The following is an 18,340-nucleotide window of genomic DNA, read 5'->3' as shown; positions in this document are numbered from 1 at the left end:
TTGGATTTAGAGGAGTCTGATATTTGGGATTATGTGTCTGATGTTCTTGCTCCTGTGTCCGATGTTTGCGCTCCTGTGTCCGGTGTTCGCGCTTTTGTGTCCGATGTTCTCGCTCCTGTGTCCGATGTTTACGCACCAGTGTCCGATGTTTGCGCTCCTGTGTCCGATGTTCGCGCTCCTGTGTCCGATGTTCGCGCTCCTGTGTCCGATGTTCGCGCTTTTGTGTCCGATGTTCGCGCTTTTGTGTCCGATGTTCGCGCTTTTGTGTCCGATGTTCTCGCTTTTGTGTCCGATGTTCGCGCTTTTGTGTCCGATGTTCGCGCTTTTGTGTCCGATGTTCTCGCTCCTGTGTCCGATGTTCTCGCTCCTGTGTCCGATGTTCTCGCTCCCGTGTCCGATAGTTTCGCTCTGCGTCCGACGATTTCGCTCCTGTGTCCGATGTTTGCGCTTTTGTGTCCGATGTTTGCGCTTTTGTGTCCGATGTTTGCGCTCCTACGTCCGAAAATCCCACTTTAGCGTCCGTTCCTTAAATCACTTCTACAGCACATAACGATTTCTTCCGGCACCTAATCCAAACAGTACCACTAATATAGCTACGATAATTAACGTAAATAAAGGAATCGTCCACACATGAGTTATATCGTATAAATACCCAATAAACATTGGACCAAAGGCCGCTAATATGTATCCAAATGCTTGGGCCATACCAGAAAGTTCTGCAGCTTGTTTAGCGTTCCTTGCTCGCATTGCTAAGAAGGAGAGTGCTAATGCAAAGCTACCACTTAATGCAATCCCGATTAATATCGTACTAATAACCATTACAATGTATGAGGATCCAATTAATAGACCTCCATAACCACTAACTGCAAATGTCCCCATAACAAGAACAATTCCACGTTGGGAAGCAAATTTCTCTGCAATAACTGGAACGAGAAAACTTGCTGGCAATCCAACAAACTGTGTAAAAGAAAGCATCCAACCTGCTGTCTCCATACTTACACCATAGTCATGTAAGATTTCTGGAAGCCAAGATATTGTGACATAAAATAAAAAAGACTGAAAACCCATGTATGCAGCTACTTGCCAGGCAAGTGGTGAACGCCACATACGATTGTCAGTAGTACTCACATACTGCATCTCCATGGTTGTTTCGGCTTTACGACGTTTTGCTAAATATGCCCAAATCACAATTCCTAAAACAGCAGGAATGCTCCATACAATTAACGCTAACTGCCAGCCTAAATTCAATCCACTAGCTAAAGGAACACTAACACCAGAAGCACCTGCAGCGAATATCCCCATTGCTGTTGAGTAGATACTTGTCATTAAACCCACTTTGGTTGGAAACTTTTCCTTAACAACTCCAGGAAGTAAAACATTACTAATTGCAATTCCTAATCCTACAAATAGAGTACCTAAAAATAACAAAAATATCACTGAGATAGACCGAACTAATATGCCAATCAATAAAAGAAGTAATCCTAGTAATAATGCTCGTTCATTTGTAAATCTATTTCCTAATCTTGGAGCAACTGGAGACATTACCGCGAATGCAATTAACGGTAAACTCGTTAACAAACCTACACTCCAATTAGATAAACCTACATCATCACGAATAACACCGATTAATGGCCCAATCGATGTAATCGCAGGTCTTAGATTAAATGCTACAATAATTATTCCTGTAATAATGAAAAAGCGATAGATTTGACTTGCTTTTTCATTAACCTGATGTGTTCCCATGTTGCTCGCCCCTTCAAATAACCTATCTTTAACTATAGCATATTGAAGGAATATTAGAAAATTTAATATTTCATCAACCCACATGTGGCAACACTTAACAGAAAACGCATTTACGTTTCCTAATTATTTCCGAGGAAATAATCGGATTTTGTCGAAGTAACATTTCCCTTGGAAAAAAACTAAGGCTTTTGCAGGATAGGACTTTCCTATCTCCAAAATAAAAAGCTACCAAGACTGAAAATCTTAGTAGCTATCTATCAAAATGAATTAAACAGACCCTTGTATCGTAACTTTTCCTCCATCATCTTCACGCTGTTTTTGAATAAACCATACTGCTAACATAATGACAATACCAATCGAACTGGTAAGAACTTCTGGTAAAATCATTAATATTCCCCCTGCGAATAAAAGGATTCTTTCCCAGCCTTTAGAATTACGGATGAAGAATCCGATAACGGAACTACTTACCGCCATAATTCCTAATAACGCTGTTGTTACAGAAATAATGAACATGACAGGGGTTGCATCCACTAATACTAGAATCGGGTTATAGATGAATATATACGGTACGATAAATGCTGCTATGGCTAGTTTGACAGCATTCACACCTGATTTAAACGGATTCGCCCTGGCAATACCTGCACCAGCATATGCCGCTAAGCAAACTGGTGGAGTAATATCAGCAACGATACCAAAGTAAAACACAAACATGTGTGCAGCGATTGGTGCAACGGCAAACTCGTTAATAAGAACCGGTGCAGCAATGGTTGCTGTTACAACATAGTTTGCTGTTGTTGGTAATCCCATACCTAAAATGATACATGCAACCATCGTAAAGACTAATGCAAATGGTAATATTCCACCTGACAAGGCTATAATACCAGCAGCAAATTTATTACCAAGACCTGTGATACTTACAACTCCTGCGATAATACCTGCTGTCGCACAGGCCGCGATTACTGGAAGTGCAACACGTGCACCTTGCTCGAAAACATCAATTATTTTTCGAAAGCCCATACGTGTCTCTTTACGGATAAAGCTTATAATAAACGCGGAAATAATCCCCATTAGTGCCGCTCTTTGTGGAGTGTAACCAACTAAGATTGTTCCAACAATAATGAACAATGGAAGAAGCATAAAACCATTCTTAACCATTAGCTTACGAAAACTTGGTAATTCTGATTTCGGCAACCCATGAATTCGCAATCTCTTCGCTTCAAAGTGTGTTCCAATAAAGATACCAGAGAAGTATAAAATTGCTGGTACAACTGCTGCTAACATAACTGTGCCATAATCTACACCTAAGTACTCCATCATAATGAAGGCTGCAGCCCCCATAAGTGGTGGCATGATTTGTCCGCCAGTAGAAGCAGAAGCTTCTGTTGCTGCCGCAAACTCTGGCTTAAATCCTGCACGCTTCATCATTGGAATCGTAAATGATCCAGAGGCAACTGTGTTCCCAACTGAACTCCCTGAAACCATACCTTGTAACGAACTAGCTGCTACGGCCGCTTTGGCAGTACCGCCTGTATACCTTCCAGTTAGAGCAAATGCTAAATCATTGAAAAACCGTCCGATTTTCGTATGCACAAGAATGACACCGAAGAATAGGAAAAGGAAGATAAATTTTGCGGAAATTTGGATAGGAGTTCCAAACACACCACTTGTTCTAAACCAAAGGTTAGTAGTTATGTCATTGAGTGAGAATCCAGCATGTGATAGGACTTGTGTTGGAATATAGCTTCCAAAAAGCGTATAAAGAATCATAATCCCTGCTACGATAATAATTGGAACACCAACTGTACGTCTAGTAGCTTCAAGTAATAATACGATACCAATTATCGCTACAATAATGTCGAACGTCGTATACCCGTTAATCGTTGCAAGAGACAATCGATCATAGAATATAATCTTATGATATCCAGCATACATAGCTGTAAACGCTAATAAAACATCATACCATGGAACTGTTTTTTGCTTTTTTTGTAATCCTTTTTTAGCTGGAAAAAGTAAAAAGATAATTCCTAAGGCAGTACCTAAATGAATAGCACCTTGCTGTTGGGATGGTAAAACACTTGAGGCAGCTGTATATAAATGGAAAACTGTTAACGATACACCTAGAAAAGTGATCACCCAGGCCCATTTTCCTATGTTAACTCGGAAATTACTTTCCTTATCGTATTTCTCTAGTATTTCCTTTGTCTTATCTTGATCGACTTGTTGGTTTTCTTTCATCTAACCACACCCCTTCTTAAATTAGGTAGAAAGAAAAGGGATCTTATTTAGCAAAGATCCCTATCCTTTTTACATGCGGTAAGTCGATGTTATGAAATTATCATAATCAGCGTTTTATTTCAAATCTTCGAAGCTGTCGATACCAAATTCTTCACGAGTTACGATTTGAACTACCTCTGGATAGATATGACCAATAAATGCTGCGTTTTCAACTGGAGCATCAAAGTCACCTTGACCTTTTACCGCGTCAATTGCTGGACCATGTACTGACATACCTAAGTCCATTTTATCATCACGAATGCTAGCTAAGTTTTCTAAAGAAGCACCAGTTTCAGTACTTGTTACATTAATTCCATCAATGTTGTTATTCCAAACTGTAGCCATTTCACCACCAAGAGGATAGTATGTTCCACCAGAGCTACCAGTTCCTAGTGTTAACTCATTGGGCTGGTCAGCAACATTAAGTTCTGCAACTAGATTATCAAATTCTAAGCCTTGTTCCTCATAATAACGTGCTGCACCTGGGTGGATAGGTAAATCTTCTAATCCATTTAATGCATTATCAAGTGTCATTTGAGCACCTTGAGCATGACTGATTTCGTTTGAGTTCTCAATCATTGCTTTAGCTAGCTCATATCCTAATTCTTCACTTATTGTATTTGTATTTCCCATTAGAATCGCATAAGCAGTAACTGTTTTCACATCTTCCTCTAGAAAATCATAGGAATCTGCAGGAATAGTCATTTCTCTATATGCACTGTTTTCCTCGATATAGGAAATAGCTTCATCAGAAAGACTGATCATTTTTACATCACCAGCAGAAGCTTGTAAGCTTTCAATACTAGAAGCTGGTAATCCTAAAATACCAACAGAAATGTTGATGTTACCATCTTGAACACCTTCGGCTGCATCTCCAAATCCTTCTTCAAATGTATTATAGTCTCCTTCTTCTAATTCATATGCGTCAAAGATCAGCTTAGAAATGGTGTTTGTAGCACTTCCAGCAGGTCCGATCGCAACGTTATTATTACTCCCACCACATGCGGCAAGTAATAAAACCACACTAAAAAGAATACCTACAAAACCTAGTAATCTCTTTTTTGTCATATACATACCCCTTTTCAATAGTTTTTGTGCTTCCAAATGGCATCGCTTTCACAACTTAAGTACATGAAAGATAAGAATGTTCTATGTACTATGCACATGTATAGAAGCATACTACAATTATACTTGTTTTTGAAAAAAATTCAATACGTTTATTCTCTATTTTCTGATTATTGTAAATTAAGGATAGGTTTTTATTGCTATTATTCATAGGTTAAAGAAGCTACACAAATCAAAAACCAGGAACCAATAATAGCTCCTGGTTTTTGATTGTTCCCTCAGACAAGAACTCCTTCTCCTAAGATTTCTGGTGTCTGAAACGGTTCTATCAACATCTCCATTTCTTACACCTCGAAAATCTGCCTACTAGCTTTATATAGTTAGAGAGAATTTGTATTTTATCTGATTACAGTCAAATATTCGTCTAAACTTATGTTACTTCTCTCCCCCATACCATTTCATAGATAAATCCCTAATTTCTGTTAGCTTAAAATTACAGCCATTCCCTTCATCCGAATACTCAATTAAGTTCTTTGGTTCTGGCAAAGAATTAAAAAATCGATTCATATCCTCACTACGAACCAAGACATCCTGTTTTCCATGGAATACAAGAATAGAAGAATTGTCTAAATCTGGATAAACCGGTAATACTTCCTTCGATTCACCTTCTATAAAATGATCCATCTTATCTTCTAAAAAGTTAGGAATGAAAGCCTCTCCTTCAACTGGTGGACTTACAACTGCAGTTTTATTTACGTTTGAGTTACCAGAGCCATAGATGGTCCATGCTGCACCATAGCTTGTACCAAATAAATTAATAGAATACCCCTTAAACTTTTTAGCGGCATATTCGATTACCAGATTTATAAAAATTTCCCATCGTGCTCTCGTAGCCCGTAATCCATTAAAAGTAAATGTCTCCCCTTGTCCTGGTCCATCAAAGATTACAGTAATATAACCTGATTCATTAAACTGCTTCTCATAGGAATAAAGCTCTTCCTTCGTAGAATCAATTGGGTTCACCATTACAATACAGCCCTTCGAATTTTCTGGAATTCGAATCCTACCTGGACATTCCACACCGTCAACAGTAATGGAGTCGTATTCACAAGGAATATCCATTAAATGATCCGCTTTTTTCACCATATCCAAAGACTTTTGATACCATTTTATTTTTTCTTGATTACAGTATGGAAAAATCCACTGGATTAGGTTGTAATACAAACTAGATAACCGGTACGAATCTTCTGCTTTGTCGCTAAGCCCTTCTTGTTTATAACTATTTGCTGCTTCCTCATGCTTTAATGCAAGCTCTTCAAAGGTAGCTTCCCAATCCTTTAAGGAGATAAGTGTATTCTTCATATAAATTACTTCTGATAAAATGACACCGTGGGCAACCCAACGGTCCCAAAATCCTTCAAATAATCTAGCTGTCATCAATGTTTTTTGAATAGTTGTTTTTTCTTTTATCATATCATCGCGATCCTTTCCGCTATCTAATACGAGAATAAATGTGTACCCTATGTGTGCTTTCCCAGAATACGGAAATATATGTCGCTCACAAAATGTTTACTAAAACAATATACCAGTATAAGTCAAATTACCTAATTTATTTCTAAAAAATATGTTTCATATGAAGATGAAATTTCTTTTACAAATATAGAAAATAAGTTGATGGTACTAACTATAATATGTTATTCACTTTCTATTTGGAATAAGAAGTGATTCTTAAAATCAATAGTACATTTTTCCTATTTTGGATTTTACTTGTTATTTGCTTAGAGATTTGGTTTTCTAAATAATGAAGCTTAATGAGTAATTGATTTGAAATACGTATAACTTCCTAGTAGATTTCACTATCTACTTCTTCAATCAAGTGCTATAATATCGCAAAGGAGTATGCTTCCTCAGTACAAAGTAGCAAAGAAGTTAACTCAAGATGTATGCTCACCAGTCGCCCACGGCATAGTAGACACTGTGAAAGAATAGCAACACGCTTTACAAAAACTACCCTAACCTAAAACTTACTTATTCTATTTATCGTATGAATTTCAAATAGATTAATAGATAACTAACAAATACAAATATTCCCATATGAAATGAATGCTCCATTAAAACCTTGACTATGCCTAGCCTTTATGGAATAAGCCTTCATTATGTTGCCTAAGAACACTCTCTAAAAAAAAAGCCTAGTCCTTTTGAACTAAGCTTTTAAAATAACTATTTATTGTTTTGTTATAACAAATCTCTCTATTTCTTCTTGCATTTGTATGGAATAGGATTCCAGTTCCGTAGCTAAATTATTCAAATGCTCCATGGAGGCCGTCTGTTCTTCAATTGAAGCAGATACTTCTTCCGTACCAGCAGCCGTTTCCTGGCTAATGGACGCATTATTCATGATATTAGCAGTTATTTTCTTCTCTTGCTCGATCATTTTCTCCATTAATCCCATTACATTTTTAATTAGCTCATTATTCGTTTTAATTGTATCTGAAATACTATTAAATGCATTGCCAGTTTTATTAACAGATTGTTCTTGTGTCTGAATCACTTCATCTGTATTGGTAATTAACGTAACAGTAGATTTCATTTCTTCTTGCATTTCTGAGATTAATCCAGATATATCACCAAGTGCATGTTCTGTCTGTTCAGCCAATTTACGAACTTCATCAGCTACAACTGCAAATCCTCGACCATTTTCTCCTGCTCTAGCTGCCTCAATTGCGGCATTTAATGCTAGTAGATTCGTTTGATTAGCTACATCCGTAATTTTTTCAACGATTTTATTTATATTTGTTGACCTATTATCAAGTGAGTTAATAGCTTGCACCATTTCCTTTGTCATTTTTCCAGTTTTAATGGATTGGTCACGTAGTTCTGCAATAATAGTCGCCCCTTCTTCTGAGGCTTCTTTCATTGATATTGATTCTTCATATAACTTGTTATTTTGTGCTTCAATCTGTTTAATCATTTCTGATAAACCACTTGCAGCTGCGGAGCTTTCTTCCATTAGTTCTGATTGGTCCGCTGCACCTGATGCAATTTGTTCCATCGTTGTAGCAACTTCATTTGCTGATGCTGTGTTTTCTTCAGCACTAGCGACTAATGTTTGTGATGCTTCTGAAACACTATATGAAATAGTAGACACCTTCTGCATCATGTTTCGCATCTGATCTAGCATATTTTTAAAGCTTACAGATAATTGACCAACCTCATCTTTTCGATTCGTATCTACATGAGCAACTAAGTTACCGTTTTCTACTTCTTTCATCGTTACTTGTAATTTCTTAATTGGAGTGGTAATTCTATTAGTAATAAATATAGAAGCAATTACTGCTAGTAATATAACAACTCCCAGACTGATAGAGATTGGTAAGAGAATAGATCTAGCTTTTTGTTCAAATTCATTCACATAAACCGTTCCACCTATGATCCATCCTGTAGTAGTATTTTTTGCGAATCCCATAACTTTATCTTCACCATCGAGATGGTAGTCAACAATTCCTTGATCGCCACTCTCTTGAATTTCTATATAATAATCTGTTTCAGACTCGTCTTTTCCAATATATTCACTATCTGGATGAGCGATATAGCTACCAGCTTGGTCCATTAGAACAGCATAACCTGTTTCACCAATTTCAACACCCTCTATCATTTCAAGCAATGTTGTAATAGTTACGTCTATTCCTATTACACCAATAAGATTATTGTTGTTGTAATAGGCTTTAGCGGCTGTTATTACCATTTCACCAGTTGCCGTATCTTCATAAGGTTCTGTCCAAACCGTATCTCCATTTGCAGCGACGGCATCTTGATACCAAGGTCTATCCTTGACATTAAAATCATCCCCTAAATCAGCTACCGGAAATACAATCATGTCCCCTGATTGATCGATACCCGTATAAATATTTAGTATAGAGGTATTACTTTCTTTTGCCTCTCCTAAATTTTGAATTACTTCATCACGATTTTCTGGGTCATACTGAATTAAAAGATCCTTACTTATAAAAAGGTCCAGTGTATTATCAATATTTCGAAAAAATAATTCAAACGTATCATTCATATTAGCCATTTGACCTTCAACACTATTCGTTAATTCATCCGTTGTTGTTTTTACACTATAATTATAACTAACAACCGATACTACCACACCAGCAAAAATGATTAATAATATAAATGGAAATAATATTTGATTTCTAATAGATTTATTAAAAAAGTTAAAACTTATTTTGTTACCTTTCCCTTTTAGTTTCATTTTTTTACCCCATTTCTTTATTTGGACATTATATATATTTTTGTAGTTGATTCGGCCTGCCAAAATAATAGCCTTGCATTAGTGGAACACCTAATTCTTTTGCAGTCAAAAAATCATCTTCTGTTTCTATACCTTCTAGGATCACTGGTACATCATTACCAAAAAGTTGCATGATTAATTGAATCATCGTTTGCTTTTTAGTTGTTTCTGTTAGATTCTTAGCATATGCACGATCAATTTTCACAATATTAGGCTCTAACTCAAGTAAAGCTTTAAAACTTGACTCACCTTTGCCAACATCATCAAGAGCAATTAAATAACCTAGATGTTTTAGTTCCCCTACTACATGTTTAATTTCCGAGAAATTTGTTTCTTTTCCATCTTCGTTAATCTCAAATACGATGGAACTTGGTTTATTGATGGAATGTAGTCTATGGAGTTGTTTTAAAAAGTCTGGATTGATTAAAGTAGATGGAAAAATATTAATAAACAAATAGGAGTCTTTCCTATTTGGTATATCTTTTAACCCTTTACAAGCTTCCATAATGGAACTCATATCTAGATGAAATAAGAGGTCATTTTCTTTATAATGCTCAAATATTTCTTCAGGGTTATGTAAATCAGTAGAACGTAGTAGTGCTTCATATCCGAAAACATTTTTAGTAGATGCTCTTATGATCGGTTGAACAGCATGATAAAATTTTTTATCATTAAATAAATTATCGTTTTCTGAAAAATCCATTGTATTTGCACCCGTTTCAACATGTTAAAATAAATTTTAGAAAATGATGGCCTGTAACAACAAACCATCATTTTCTTATGTTACCTTTATAACTTAAATCGACGTACTAGCCCATTCAATTCTTCTGCTAGTTTAGCCAGTTGCTCTGAGCTTCCTGCTACTTCTTCCATCGTACTAGTTGTTTGTTGTGTGGAAGCCGAAGTCTGTTCTACACCTGCAGCTGATTCCTCAGAAATTGCAGCAATTTCTTCAATCGACGTACTCATTTCTTGGCTATTAGATGCAATCGTAGTTAAATTTTCCGAAACATCTTTAATACTATTTGCCATCTCCGATACGTACATATTAATTCCGTTAAAGGTTTCACTAGTCGTTACCAAGGACTTCTTCCCATTTTCTACTTCTATATAGCTCCCCTGTAATGAATCAGATACCATATTGGATTCTTGTTGTATTCCTGTAACAATTGTCGTGATATCCGTTACCGAGCTAGATACTTGCTCTGCTAGTTTTCTAACTTCATCTGCAACAACCGCAAACCCTTTTCCATGCTCTCCAGCTCTAGCTGCTTCAATTGCTGCGTTTAATGCTAAGAGATTTGTTTGCTCTGCAACATCTTTTATAACTGTTACTAGATTTGAAATTTCTTGAGACTGCTTATCTAAACCTTGTACTTTTTGAATGGCATCTTTTACAATTTCATCGATTTTATTCATTTGGTTCGTAGATTGTTCCATTAATTGAGTGCCTTCGTTTGCCATCCCTAATACATCTGAAGAGGCTTTTTCAATTAGTTCACCTTTCTCATTTGCTTCTTGTACCAGATTTGTAAATGAACTCATCGTAGACGAAAGATCACTTGCACTGTTTGCTTGTGTTTCTGAGCCCGATGCTAACTCCTGCATAGTAGTTGCGATTTGTTCTGAACCTGCTTTTACTTCATTTGCTGATTGAGTTAATTCTTCACTTTGTGTGTTTACAACCTCAGAAACAGAACTAATTTGTGTTAATAGATCACGCATGCTTTCATTCATTTCGTTTGTTGCAACCATCAGTTGACCAATTTCATCTTTAGATTTCGTTTCTAATGGTGTATTATTTAGATTTCCTTCAGCAATCAATTTCATTCTTTCCATTAATAGTTTTGTCGGTTTCGTAATCATTTGAGATGTAATAATGGTTATTAATATACCTATAACGATAATCGCAATAGATAAAGCAATCCCTATCCACAGTGCTAAGTTCCCAGTGGATATAATCTCACTGATCTCATGATCGATCGCTGTTTCTCTTGTTTCCGCCAGTTCCTTAAATTCTTTCATTAGTTCTTCAGCTAACGGCTCAATATCATTAGCCATGATATCCATTGCACGCTCTTTATCCCCACGATCATATGCTTCAAAGACTTGGTCAGTATACGTACCCCATTGTATTTTTTTATCAATTAATTCTTGTACTTTTTCAGAACTACTCAATTCAAGTACAGTATCTTCTAATGCAAAACTCTCTTCTAACGTATCATCAAATTTGGTTCGATAAGACGGGTCGTCAAAAAGTAGAAAACCTTGTATAAGTGCAGTTCGTTCAGCCATATTATATGCTAACTTTTCATCTGCGATTAGCAAAGGAAGCTCTTTTTCTGCTACATCCTTCGTGTTATTAATAGTTAAGTTCGTTGTTATATTATTGTATACCGCCATAACTAATGCTAGTGCAATGATTAATGAAAAACCAACTAATAGTTTAGTCCTTATACTTTTAAATTGAAACTTACTTTTCATTTTTTAGTCACCTCAAGTTGTTCATTTATAATACTTTCTCAACAGACTCTTTAATCCGATCAGGAGTAAATGGTTTTACAATAAAATCCTTCGCACCTGCCTGAATTGCTTCAACAACCATTCCCTGCTGTCCCATAGCAGAGCACATAATTATTTTTGCATCTGGATTAATCTTTTTAATCTCTCTTACTGCTTCAACACCGTTCATTTCTGGCATTGTAATATCCATTGTTACTAGTTCAGGTTGCAACTCCTGATATTTTTCAACAGCATCTTGACCGTTTTCTGCTTCACCTACGACTTGGTGTCCTAGCTTTGTTAATATATCTTTCATCTGCATTCTCATAAATGCAGCATCATCGGTAATTAGTATATTTGCCATCATCTTTCTCCTCACAAGTTACTCTATTATTTCTTTTATTTCGTTTGTTTGTTCTAAATCAAGTACACGACCTAAATCTAGCATTATTAATAATTCACTTTCTAATTTAGCAACACCTTGCAAAAAGACTTCCTGTACTCCTCCAATCATTTTAGGTGCAGGTTGGATCGCATCTGTATTAATATCTAAAACATCTGTTGCTGAATCAACAATTAAACCAACCTGTACATCCTCCACTTGAACAATAAGAAATCTATTATTTGGTGAGGATTCTGTCTGCTCAATTTCTAATCTTTCTTTCAGATCAACAATAGGGATTGTTTCCCCGCGTAAATTAATGACACCTTTAATAAATTCGGATGTCCTCGGAACCTTCGTAATTTCTTGGATTTTTTCAATAGAAATAACCTGTTGTACATCTACACCAAAGCGTTGTCCCTTTAGCGTAAAGACAATAACCTTCATATAGTTTTCCATCTAATTAACCTCCTTTTACTTCACCAATGCATTCGGATCAATAATTAATGACACTTGTCCATCACCTAGAATTGTTGCCCCTGATATGGCAAATACATCACGCAAATAGTTTCCTAATGATTTTAAAACGACTTCTTTTTGACCAATAAAGGAGTCTACTAATAAACCAGCCATCTTATCTCCTTTATGAATAATTACAACTGCATTTTCTTCCTTACTCTCATCTTGTCTAGGTACATCGAATATTTCCCTTAATGAAACGATTGGTACTACTTTCCCTCTAAAATCAATTACCTTCTGTCCTTGAACAGACATAATTTGCGTTTCATCTAGGAGCATCGTTTCAACAATCGCTGATAAAGGTACTGCGTAAATTTCATCTTGCACATTAACTAATAACGTAGATAATATCGAAAGTGTTAATGGCAGTTGAATGGAAAACTTGCTACCTTTACCAGGTTCCGATTCTACGATAATGTTTCCCCCTAAAGATTCAATCTTACTTCGAACTACATCTAGCCCAACTCCTCGGCCGGAAATATCGGATATTTGATCAGCCGTACTAAATCCAGAAGAAAATATTAGTTGATAGATTTCCTCATCAGATAATACCTCAGAATGCTCTGCACTTAGTAAGCCATTTTCAATAGCTTTTGCCTCAACCTTGTCTCGGTTAATACCAGCACCATCATCTTCAATTTCGATAAATACATGATTCCCACTATGAAACGCTCGAAGGGAAACATTTCCTTCCTCTGGTTTACCAGATTCCCTTCGTTTAGCAGGTGACTCCACTCCATGGTCTAAGGAATTTCGAATCAAATGAACTAAAGGATCCCCTATCTCATCAATTACCGTTCGGTCTAGTTCCGTATCTGCACCAGTAATTTCAAGGTTAATTTCTTTCTCTAGTTCTTTAGCTAGACCTCGCACCATCCTTGGAAAACGGTTAAATACTTGCTCTACTGGAACCATACGCATCGATAACATTAACCCTTGCATATCTTCTGTTACCCTTGTCATATTTTCAATCGTTTCAGTGAGCTCTGGTTCTTTGAGTTTTTGTGCAAGATCTTCCAATCTACTTCGATCAATAACAACTTCCTCAAACAGATTCATTAGATTGTCAATTCGTTCTAAATTCACTCGAATTGTTTTCGATTGTTTTTGTTTTCCCTGAGGTGCTTCTGTATTCGTATCAGGTGTAACGGATTCAGGTTTGCTCTCTTGTTTCTCGTTGTTATTTGCCTTCTCTAGTGTAAACTCTGAAACTTCCACTTGATTAATTTCTGATACGCTATGGATAACTTTTTCAATATCTGTATTCGTTTCTTTTGTAACCATAAGCAATGAAAAATCTTGCTCAAAATTACCCTCTTCAATTTCTTCAACGGAGGGGATGGTTTGAACAATCTCACCTTTATTCTCCAATTTCTCGAATACCATGTATGCACGAGCTGCTTTTAGAATGCAGTCATCATTTAGTTGAACCGTAATCTGAACAACCTGGTATCCTTGTTCTGCTGCTTGAGAGATAATCGTTGATTGGTATTCATCCATTTCAAAAAGGGTATCAGACGTTTTACTTGGAGTAGATTCATGGAGTTCATGTGTGGATGATCCATTTTCTATTTTCTCAAGCTTAGAAACTAGCTCTGTGACATCTTTCTTTCCATCATTCCCATTACTAATCGACTCTACCATCTCCTCTAGCGCCTCAATAGCAGAAAAGGTTACATCAATAACTTCTGTCGTGACTACTAATTCACCGTTACGAATTTTATCAAGTACATTCTCCATTTGATGAGTAAGGGATGCAACATCCTCAAATCCCATTGTTGCTGCCATTCCTTTTAGCGTATGAGCTGAACGGAAAATCTCAGAGACAATTGTTAGTTCCTCAGGTTGTTTTTCAAGCTTTAAGAGATTGTCATTGACCGATTGTAAATGCTCACGACTTTCGTCTAAAAACACTTCGATATATTGGTTCGTGTCCATAATCTACCTTCCTTTCGTTAATCTACCAACAAGTAAATACCTAGTTCACCGACAGATTCAAAAAGTGCTTTAATATGTATTGCTTTTTCATAACCAGATAAAGTCGTATTTCCTTCGATGATCGTTGGAGCTGTTATATCTGTTTTTATTCCATTTTCAACAATATTAGTTGAAAGCTGACCAGCAATCATATTCCCTAATTCTCCACTGAAAGAAGAAAGCATTTCACCTTCTAGTGGCATCCCAAACATTGCTTGCCCAATTGATCCAAAAACCGAGGTATCTCCAGATAACACGATCTTTCCTTTTATATCTCCAGTAATTCCAATAAGTACTCCAAAGCTAATTTTTAATGATTGTTGCAATAATTGAGGTTTGTTAATTTCATGTTGGATTGGTACAACCCCTTTAATGGATGTGATTGTTCCATTCAATAATGATGTTATCGACTTACTTTTTTCACTTGCTACTGTTGTCAATATGACACACTCCTTTTAATGTAAAGCCAAACCAAAAATAGACTGTTACAATAAAAAAGACTATTCCGAATATAACAGAATAGCCAAATTTTAATTCTAACTTGGTAGCCAGGCGATCATGGTTAATAAACTTTAGACCCTAGGCTTTGCGTCCTATTTTTTCAAATAGTTTGCCTTTTTCAATGAATTTATATAGATTGATAGTTCTTTTTTACTACATCAATAGTATTACAATCGTGTTACGAAATCAATAGTATCACAAGTATTTTAAATATATATTTATTTTAAAAACTGGGTGTTTTGGTGATAAATGGATAAAATTTAATACAGTTAATCATGTTAATAAACTAAATCACAATGAGTCTGATAATTCTTTTATTCATTACAAGCATTTGTGCTGACTTTCTTAAGAGATGCTTCGTTTTGTAACATTTTATTATCCTGCAAAAGAGTAGAATTTTTTGAAAGTAAAAACATCTCGTATTCAAGGCTTACTCTGGAAAAACTAGGCCTTTTGCTATGAATTTTATGGCAACGGTCCTAGTTGCACTCTTATACTGTCCAAAAAGTAGCAGCCATTTGGTGCTACTTTATGTTATTCATCTATTTTAATTTCATAGTTTGGTAATATTAAAACCTCAACTCGTCTATTTTTCTCACGAGAATCATCGTTGTTATTAGGAGCAATTGGCTTATGTTCCCCATACCCTTTTGCACTAAACTTCGTTGGATCAAGATTATCATTATGAAGAATTAAGTCCATAAAATTAACAGCTCTCATCACACTTAGTTCCCAATTCGAACTAAACTCACTACTACGTATCGGAACATCATCTGTATGACCACTAATAACTATTTGACGTGGTGGGTCCGTATCAAGGAATTTAGCGATTTCAGCAGCAATCTCTATTCCATCTTGTTTCACGGTAGCACTTCCAGAATCGAAGGTAACATGGTTCATGATCGAAATCATTAATCCTTCTTCGGATAACTGTGTACTTAGAACATCTGTTAAGCCATTTCCTTCTATATACTGGTCTACCTCTGCTTTTAATGCATACATATCGTTCAGTTCATTTGCTTCATCCCGTTGTTTAGATTCCAATTCCATTTCTCTTAGTGGATTTTCTTGATATTCTAGCATTCCTGATCCATCAGAAAATTCACTTCGAAAAAACTGAGCTAATTCTTCATATTTCTTCGTATCCACTTCACTCATCGCAAATAGAACGATAAATAGTGCTAATAAAAGGGTCAGCATATCGGCATAAGGAAGTAGCCATGACTCATCCGTATGGTGTTCATCCTTTTTCCTTTTCCTATTAGCCATTGTCTTCCTCCTGATTCAACATTGCGATTTCTTTCGTAGATAAGTAAGAGCTTAATTTTTCTTTCAAAACTTGTGGTGAGTCTCCAGTTGTTATCGAAACTATACCCTCGATTATGATTTCCTTAATAAAAACTTCTTCTTGTGATTTCTTTTTTAACTTATTTGCAAATGGATGCCATAACACATACCCGGTAAAAATTCCAAATAATGTTGCAATAAATGCGGCTGAAATAGCTGCTCCTAATTTATCCATATCTTCCATGTTTCCAAGGGCAGCAATCAAACCTACAACAGCACCCAGCACCCCTAATGTTGGTGCATACGTACCAGCTTGATTAAATACCGCGGCCCCTTCTTCATGTCTTCGCTCCATCGCATCTACTTTTTCCATCATTACTTCTCGAATAAAATCCGGTGTTTGACCATCAACTGCTAACTGTAGTCCTGAAGCCAAAAATGGATCATCCACTTCATTTAATTTTCCTTCTAATGATAAAATTCCTTCTTTACGAGTAATATCTGCCATTTCAGAAAACGAGTTAATAAGCCCTTTAACATCTGTTTGCTGTTCATCTTTGAAAATAATTTTTAGCCATGCTGGTAATTTTTTTATAGTACGCATAGGGAAAGCTATAAGTACTGCAGCCGCTGTCCCTACTAAAATGATTAATATGGCGGCTGGGTTAAATAATGCTCCAAGGCTAACCCCTTTCATTACCATACCTACTCCAATTGCTAAAACACCTAATATAATACCTATTAATGATGACTTATCCATCTATTAAAACCTCCAATAAGTGAAAATGGACTTAACTCCTATAATTATAAGGGCCAAGTTTGTCTACTTGTAAAAAAGGTGACTATCCATGACAGCTGAATAGTCAACTAATTTAAGAAAAACTATTATTCTTACAAGGTAACCCAGTTATTTTTAACTGCTAAAATAACAGCATTCGTTCGATCGGATACATGCAATTTTTTCAAAATCGAACTAACATGGTTATTTACGGTGTTAGCAGATATAAATAGGCTACTAGCTATACTTCCGTTGTTATGTCCTTTTACGATATGTTCTAGCACATTCCATTCTTGTTCGGTTAGGATACCTGAAGGACGTGTAGGCTTTCTGTTCGTTACTTTTATATAATCATTTAACAAAACAGCACCTAGTTTTGGGTGAATATACTGTGTCCCATTTAACATGGTCTTAATTGCAAAAAGTAATTCGCTAATTTCCATTCCATTGTAAAAATAACCATGTAATCCTAATCGAAATAATTCAGTTAATCGATCACTTTCAAGCTCTGATGACCAAACAGCAATCTTTACATTTCGCTCTGTGTACGTATGAACAGCATCGATAATGTTTATAGATGTATTCATATCGATAATCATTAAATCTGCTTCGTGTTCATCATGCCTAAGCAATCTAAACTCATCGGAATTATACGCTGTAAGAATATGTTCTGGCAGCATTTCCTGTAGTTTTTCTAACACAACATCCCGAACTAAATCTTTTTCTTTAATTATTGAAATTTTCCCCATAGCCATCGACTCCTGTTCTAATTTTTCTTTTCACATCAAAGGCCTTTTGATTTTCCCAATAAAAAAGACTATTCCTAAAAAAGAACAGCCAAAAAAAGATTTTATGTAATCAAAAATCCATCTTGGCAACCAGGCGATCATAGTATCGTGACCTTAGACCCTAGGCTTTGCGTCCTACCTTTTCAGATAGTTTGCCTTTTTCTATTGGAATTCAATATTATTATAGTAATAATTTACTATAGTAATAGTATCGGAATTTGTCGAAAATG

General features: G+C 36.0%; 15 protein-coding genes and 2 riboswitches. Of the genes, 1 reads left to right on the top strand and 14 read right to left on the bottom strand.

The genetic code is table 11. From position 1 onward, the window contains the following. Positions 1–516: a hypothetical protein gene (locus tag GMD78_RS11845; protein ID WP_155669019.1), complete on the top strand. Its 516-nt coding sequence runs from the start codon at positions 1–3 to the stop codon at positions 514–516. A 21-nt stretch (positions 517–537) separates the two neighbouring features. Here the strand turns inward: GMD78_RS11845 and GMD78_RS11840 are convergent, their stop codons facing one another. The 14 genes from GMD78_RS11840 to GMD78_RS11775 all read right to left on the bottom strand — a co-directional run bounded on the left by GMD78_RS11840 (position 538) and on the right by GMD78_RS11775 (position 18,071). Next, entirely contained in the window at positions 538–1,743 is a 1,206-nt protein-coding gene (locus GMD78_RS11840; protein ID WP_155669018.1) for a CynX/NimT family MFS transporter, read from the bottom strand. Positions 1,744–2,010: 267 nt separating this feature from the next. After that, entirely contained in the window at positions 2,011–3,978 is a 1,968-nt protein-coding gene (locus tag GMD78_RS11835; protein ID WP_155669017.1) for a TRAP transporter permease, read from the bottom strand. A gap of 114 nt (positions 3,979–4,092) precedes the next feature. Further along, on the bottom strand, positions 4,093–5,085 hold the full coding sequence (locus GMD78_RS11830) for a TAXI family TRAP transporter solute-binding subunit (protein ID WP_155669016.1): 993 nt from the start codon (positions 5,083–5,085) through the stop codon (positions 4,093–4,095). Between the two features lie 432 nt (positions 5,086–5,517). Beyond that, complete coding sequence (locus GMD78_RS11825) at positions 5,518–6,555, bottom strand: alpha/beta hydrolase family protein (protein WP_155669015.1); 1,038 nt, start codon at positions 6,553–6,555, stop codon at positions 5,518–5,520. Between the two features lie 751 nt (positions 6,556–7,306). After that, entirely contained in the window at positions 7,307–9,337 is a 2,031-nt protein-coding gene (locus tag GMD78_RS11820) for a methyl-accepting chemotaxis protein (protein WP_155669014.1), read from the bottom strand. Between the two features lie 28 nt (positions 9,338–9,365). After that, positions 9,366–10,079, bottom strand: coding sequence for an EAL domain-containing protein (locus GMD78_RS11815; protein WP_155669013.1), 714 nt, complete (start codon positions 10,077–10,079; stop codon positions 9,366–9,368). A gap of 86 nt (positions 10,080–10,165) precedes the next feature. Continuing rightward, a complete protein-coding gene (locus GMD78_RS11810; RefSeq protein WP_155669012.1) occupies positions 10,166–11,860 on the bottom strand; it encodes a methyl-accepting chemotaxis protein in 1,695 nt (564 codons plus the stop codon). A 25-nt stretch (positions 11,861–11,885) separates the two neighbouring features. After that, entirely contained in the window at positions 11,886–12,242 is a 357-nt protein-coding gene (locus GMD78_RS11805; protein ID WP_155669011.1) for a response regulator, read from the bottom strand. An 18-nt stretch (positions 12,243–12,260) separates the two neighbouring features. After that, a complete protein-coding gene (locus GMD78_RS11800) occupies positions 12,261–12,719 on the bottom strand; it encodes a chemotaxis protein CheW (RefSeq protein ID WP_155669010.1) in 459 nt (152 codons plus the stop codon). A 15-nt stretch (positions 12,720–12,734) separates the two neighbouring features. Then, positions 12,735–14,717 carry a chemotaxis protein CheA gene (locus tag GMD78_RS11795; protein ID WP_155669009.1) on the bottom strand — a complete coding sequence of 661 codons (1,983 nt, stop codon included), beginning with the start codon at positions 14,715–14,717 and terminating at the stop codon, positions 12,735–12,737. A 17-nt stretch (positions 14,718–14,734) separates the two neighbouring features. Continuing rightward, positions 14,735–15,196 (bottom strand): chemotaxis protein CheX, encoded by a 462-nt coding sequence (locus GMD78_RS11790; protein ID WP_155669008.1) that lies wholly within the window; start codon positions 15,194–15,196, stop codon positions 14,735–14,737. 100 nt (positions 15,197–15,296) lie between these two features. Continuing rightward, positions 15,297–15,381, bottom strand: a riboswitch (cyclic di-GMP riboswitch). A gap of 410 nt (positions 15,382–15,791) precedes the next feature. Next, positions 15,792–16,526, bottom strand: a complete 735-nt coding sequence (gene motB / locus GMD78_RS11785) for a flagellar motor protein MotB (RefSeq protein ID WP_155669007.1) — start codon at positions 16,524–16,526, stop codon at positions 15,792–15,794. Continuing rightward, positions 16,519–17,304 (bottom strand): flagellar motor stator protein MotA, encoded by a 786-nt coding sequence (motA, locus tag GMD78_RS11780; RefSeq protein ID WP_155669006.1) that lies wholly within the window; start codon positions 17,302–17,304, stop codon positions 16,519–16,521. Before motA ends, motB begins: the two co-directional genes overlap by 8 nt. A gap of 131 nt (positions 17,305–17,435) precedes the next feature. Beyond that, a complete protein-coding gene (locus GMD78_RS11775) occupies positions 17,436–18,071 on the bottom strand; it encodes a response regulator transcription factor (RefSeq protein WP_196493794.1) in 636 nt (211 codons plus the stop codon). A 121-nt stretch (positions 18,072–18,192) separates the two neighbouring features. Further along, a riboswitch (cyclic di-GMP riboswitch) is annotated at positions 18,193–18,277 on the bottom strand. Between the last annotated feature and the right edge of the window lie 63 nt (positions 18,278–18,340).

The organism is Ornithinibacillus caprae, assembly GCF_009728145.1.
Taxonomy (GTDB): domain Bacteria; phylum Bacillota; class Bacilli; order Bacillales; family Amphibacillaceae; genus Ornithinibacillus; species Ornithinibacillus caprae.
The sequence above is the reverse complement of the archived record's forward strand: the minus strand, read 5'-3'. Positions and strand labels throughout refer to the sequence as shown.

Bases quoted from the DNA above. Each gene is read 5' to 3' on its own strand.
- GMD78_RS11840 (WP_155669018.1), bottom strand. From the start codon at position 1,743: ATGGGAACACATCAGGTTAATGAAAAAGCAAGTCAAATCTATCGCTTT.
- GMD78_RS11835 (WP_155669017.1), bottom strand. From the start codon at position 3,978: ATGAAAGAAAACCAACAAGTCGATCAAGATAAGACAAAGGAAATACTA.
- GMD78_RS11830 (WP_155669016.1), bottom strand. From the start codon at position 5,085: ATGACAAAAAAGAGATTACTAGGTTTTGTAGGTATTCTTTTTAGTGTG.
- GMD78_RS11825 (WP_155669015.1), bottom strand. From the start codon at position 6,555: ATGATAAAAGAAAAAACAACTATTCAAAAAACATTGATGACAGCTAGA.
- GMD78_RS11820 (WP_155669014.1), bottom strand. From the start codon at position 9,337: ATGAAACTAAAAGGGAAAGGTAACAAAATAAGTTTTAACTTTTTTAAT.
- GMD78_RS11815 (WP_155669013.1), bottom strand. From the start codon at position 10,079: ATGGATTTTTCAGAAAACGATAATTTATTTAATGATAAAAAATTTTAT.
- GMD78_RS11810 (WP_155669012.1), bottom strand. From the start codon at position 11,860: ATGAAAAGTAAGTTTCAATTTAAAAGTATAAGGACTAAACTATTAGTT.
- GMD78_RS11805 (WP_155669011.1), bottom strand. From the start codon at position 12,242: ATGGCAAATATACTAATTACCGATGATGCTGCATTTATGAGAATGCAG.
- GMD78_RS11800 (WP_155669010.1), bottom strand. From the start codon at position 12,719: ATGGAAAACTATATGAAGGTTATTGTCTTTACGCTAAAGGGACAACGC.
- GMD78_RS11795 (WP_155669009.1), bottom strand. From the start codon at position 14,717: ATGGACACGAACCAATATATCGAAGTGTTTTTAGACGAAAGTCGTGAG.
- motB (WP_155669007.1), bottom strand. From the start codon at position 16,526: ATGGCTAATAGGAAAAGGAAAAAGGATGAACACCATACGGATGAGTCA.
- motA (WP_155669006.1), bottom strand. From the start codon at position 17,304: ATGGATAAGTCATCATTAATAGGTATTATATTAGGTGTTTTAGCAATT.
- GMD78_RS11775 (WP_196493794.1), bottom strand. From the start codon at position 18,071: ATGGGGAAAATTTCAATAATTAAAGAAAAAGATTTAGTTCGGGATGTT.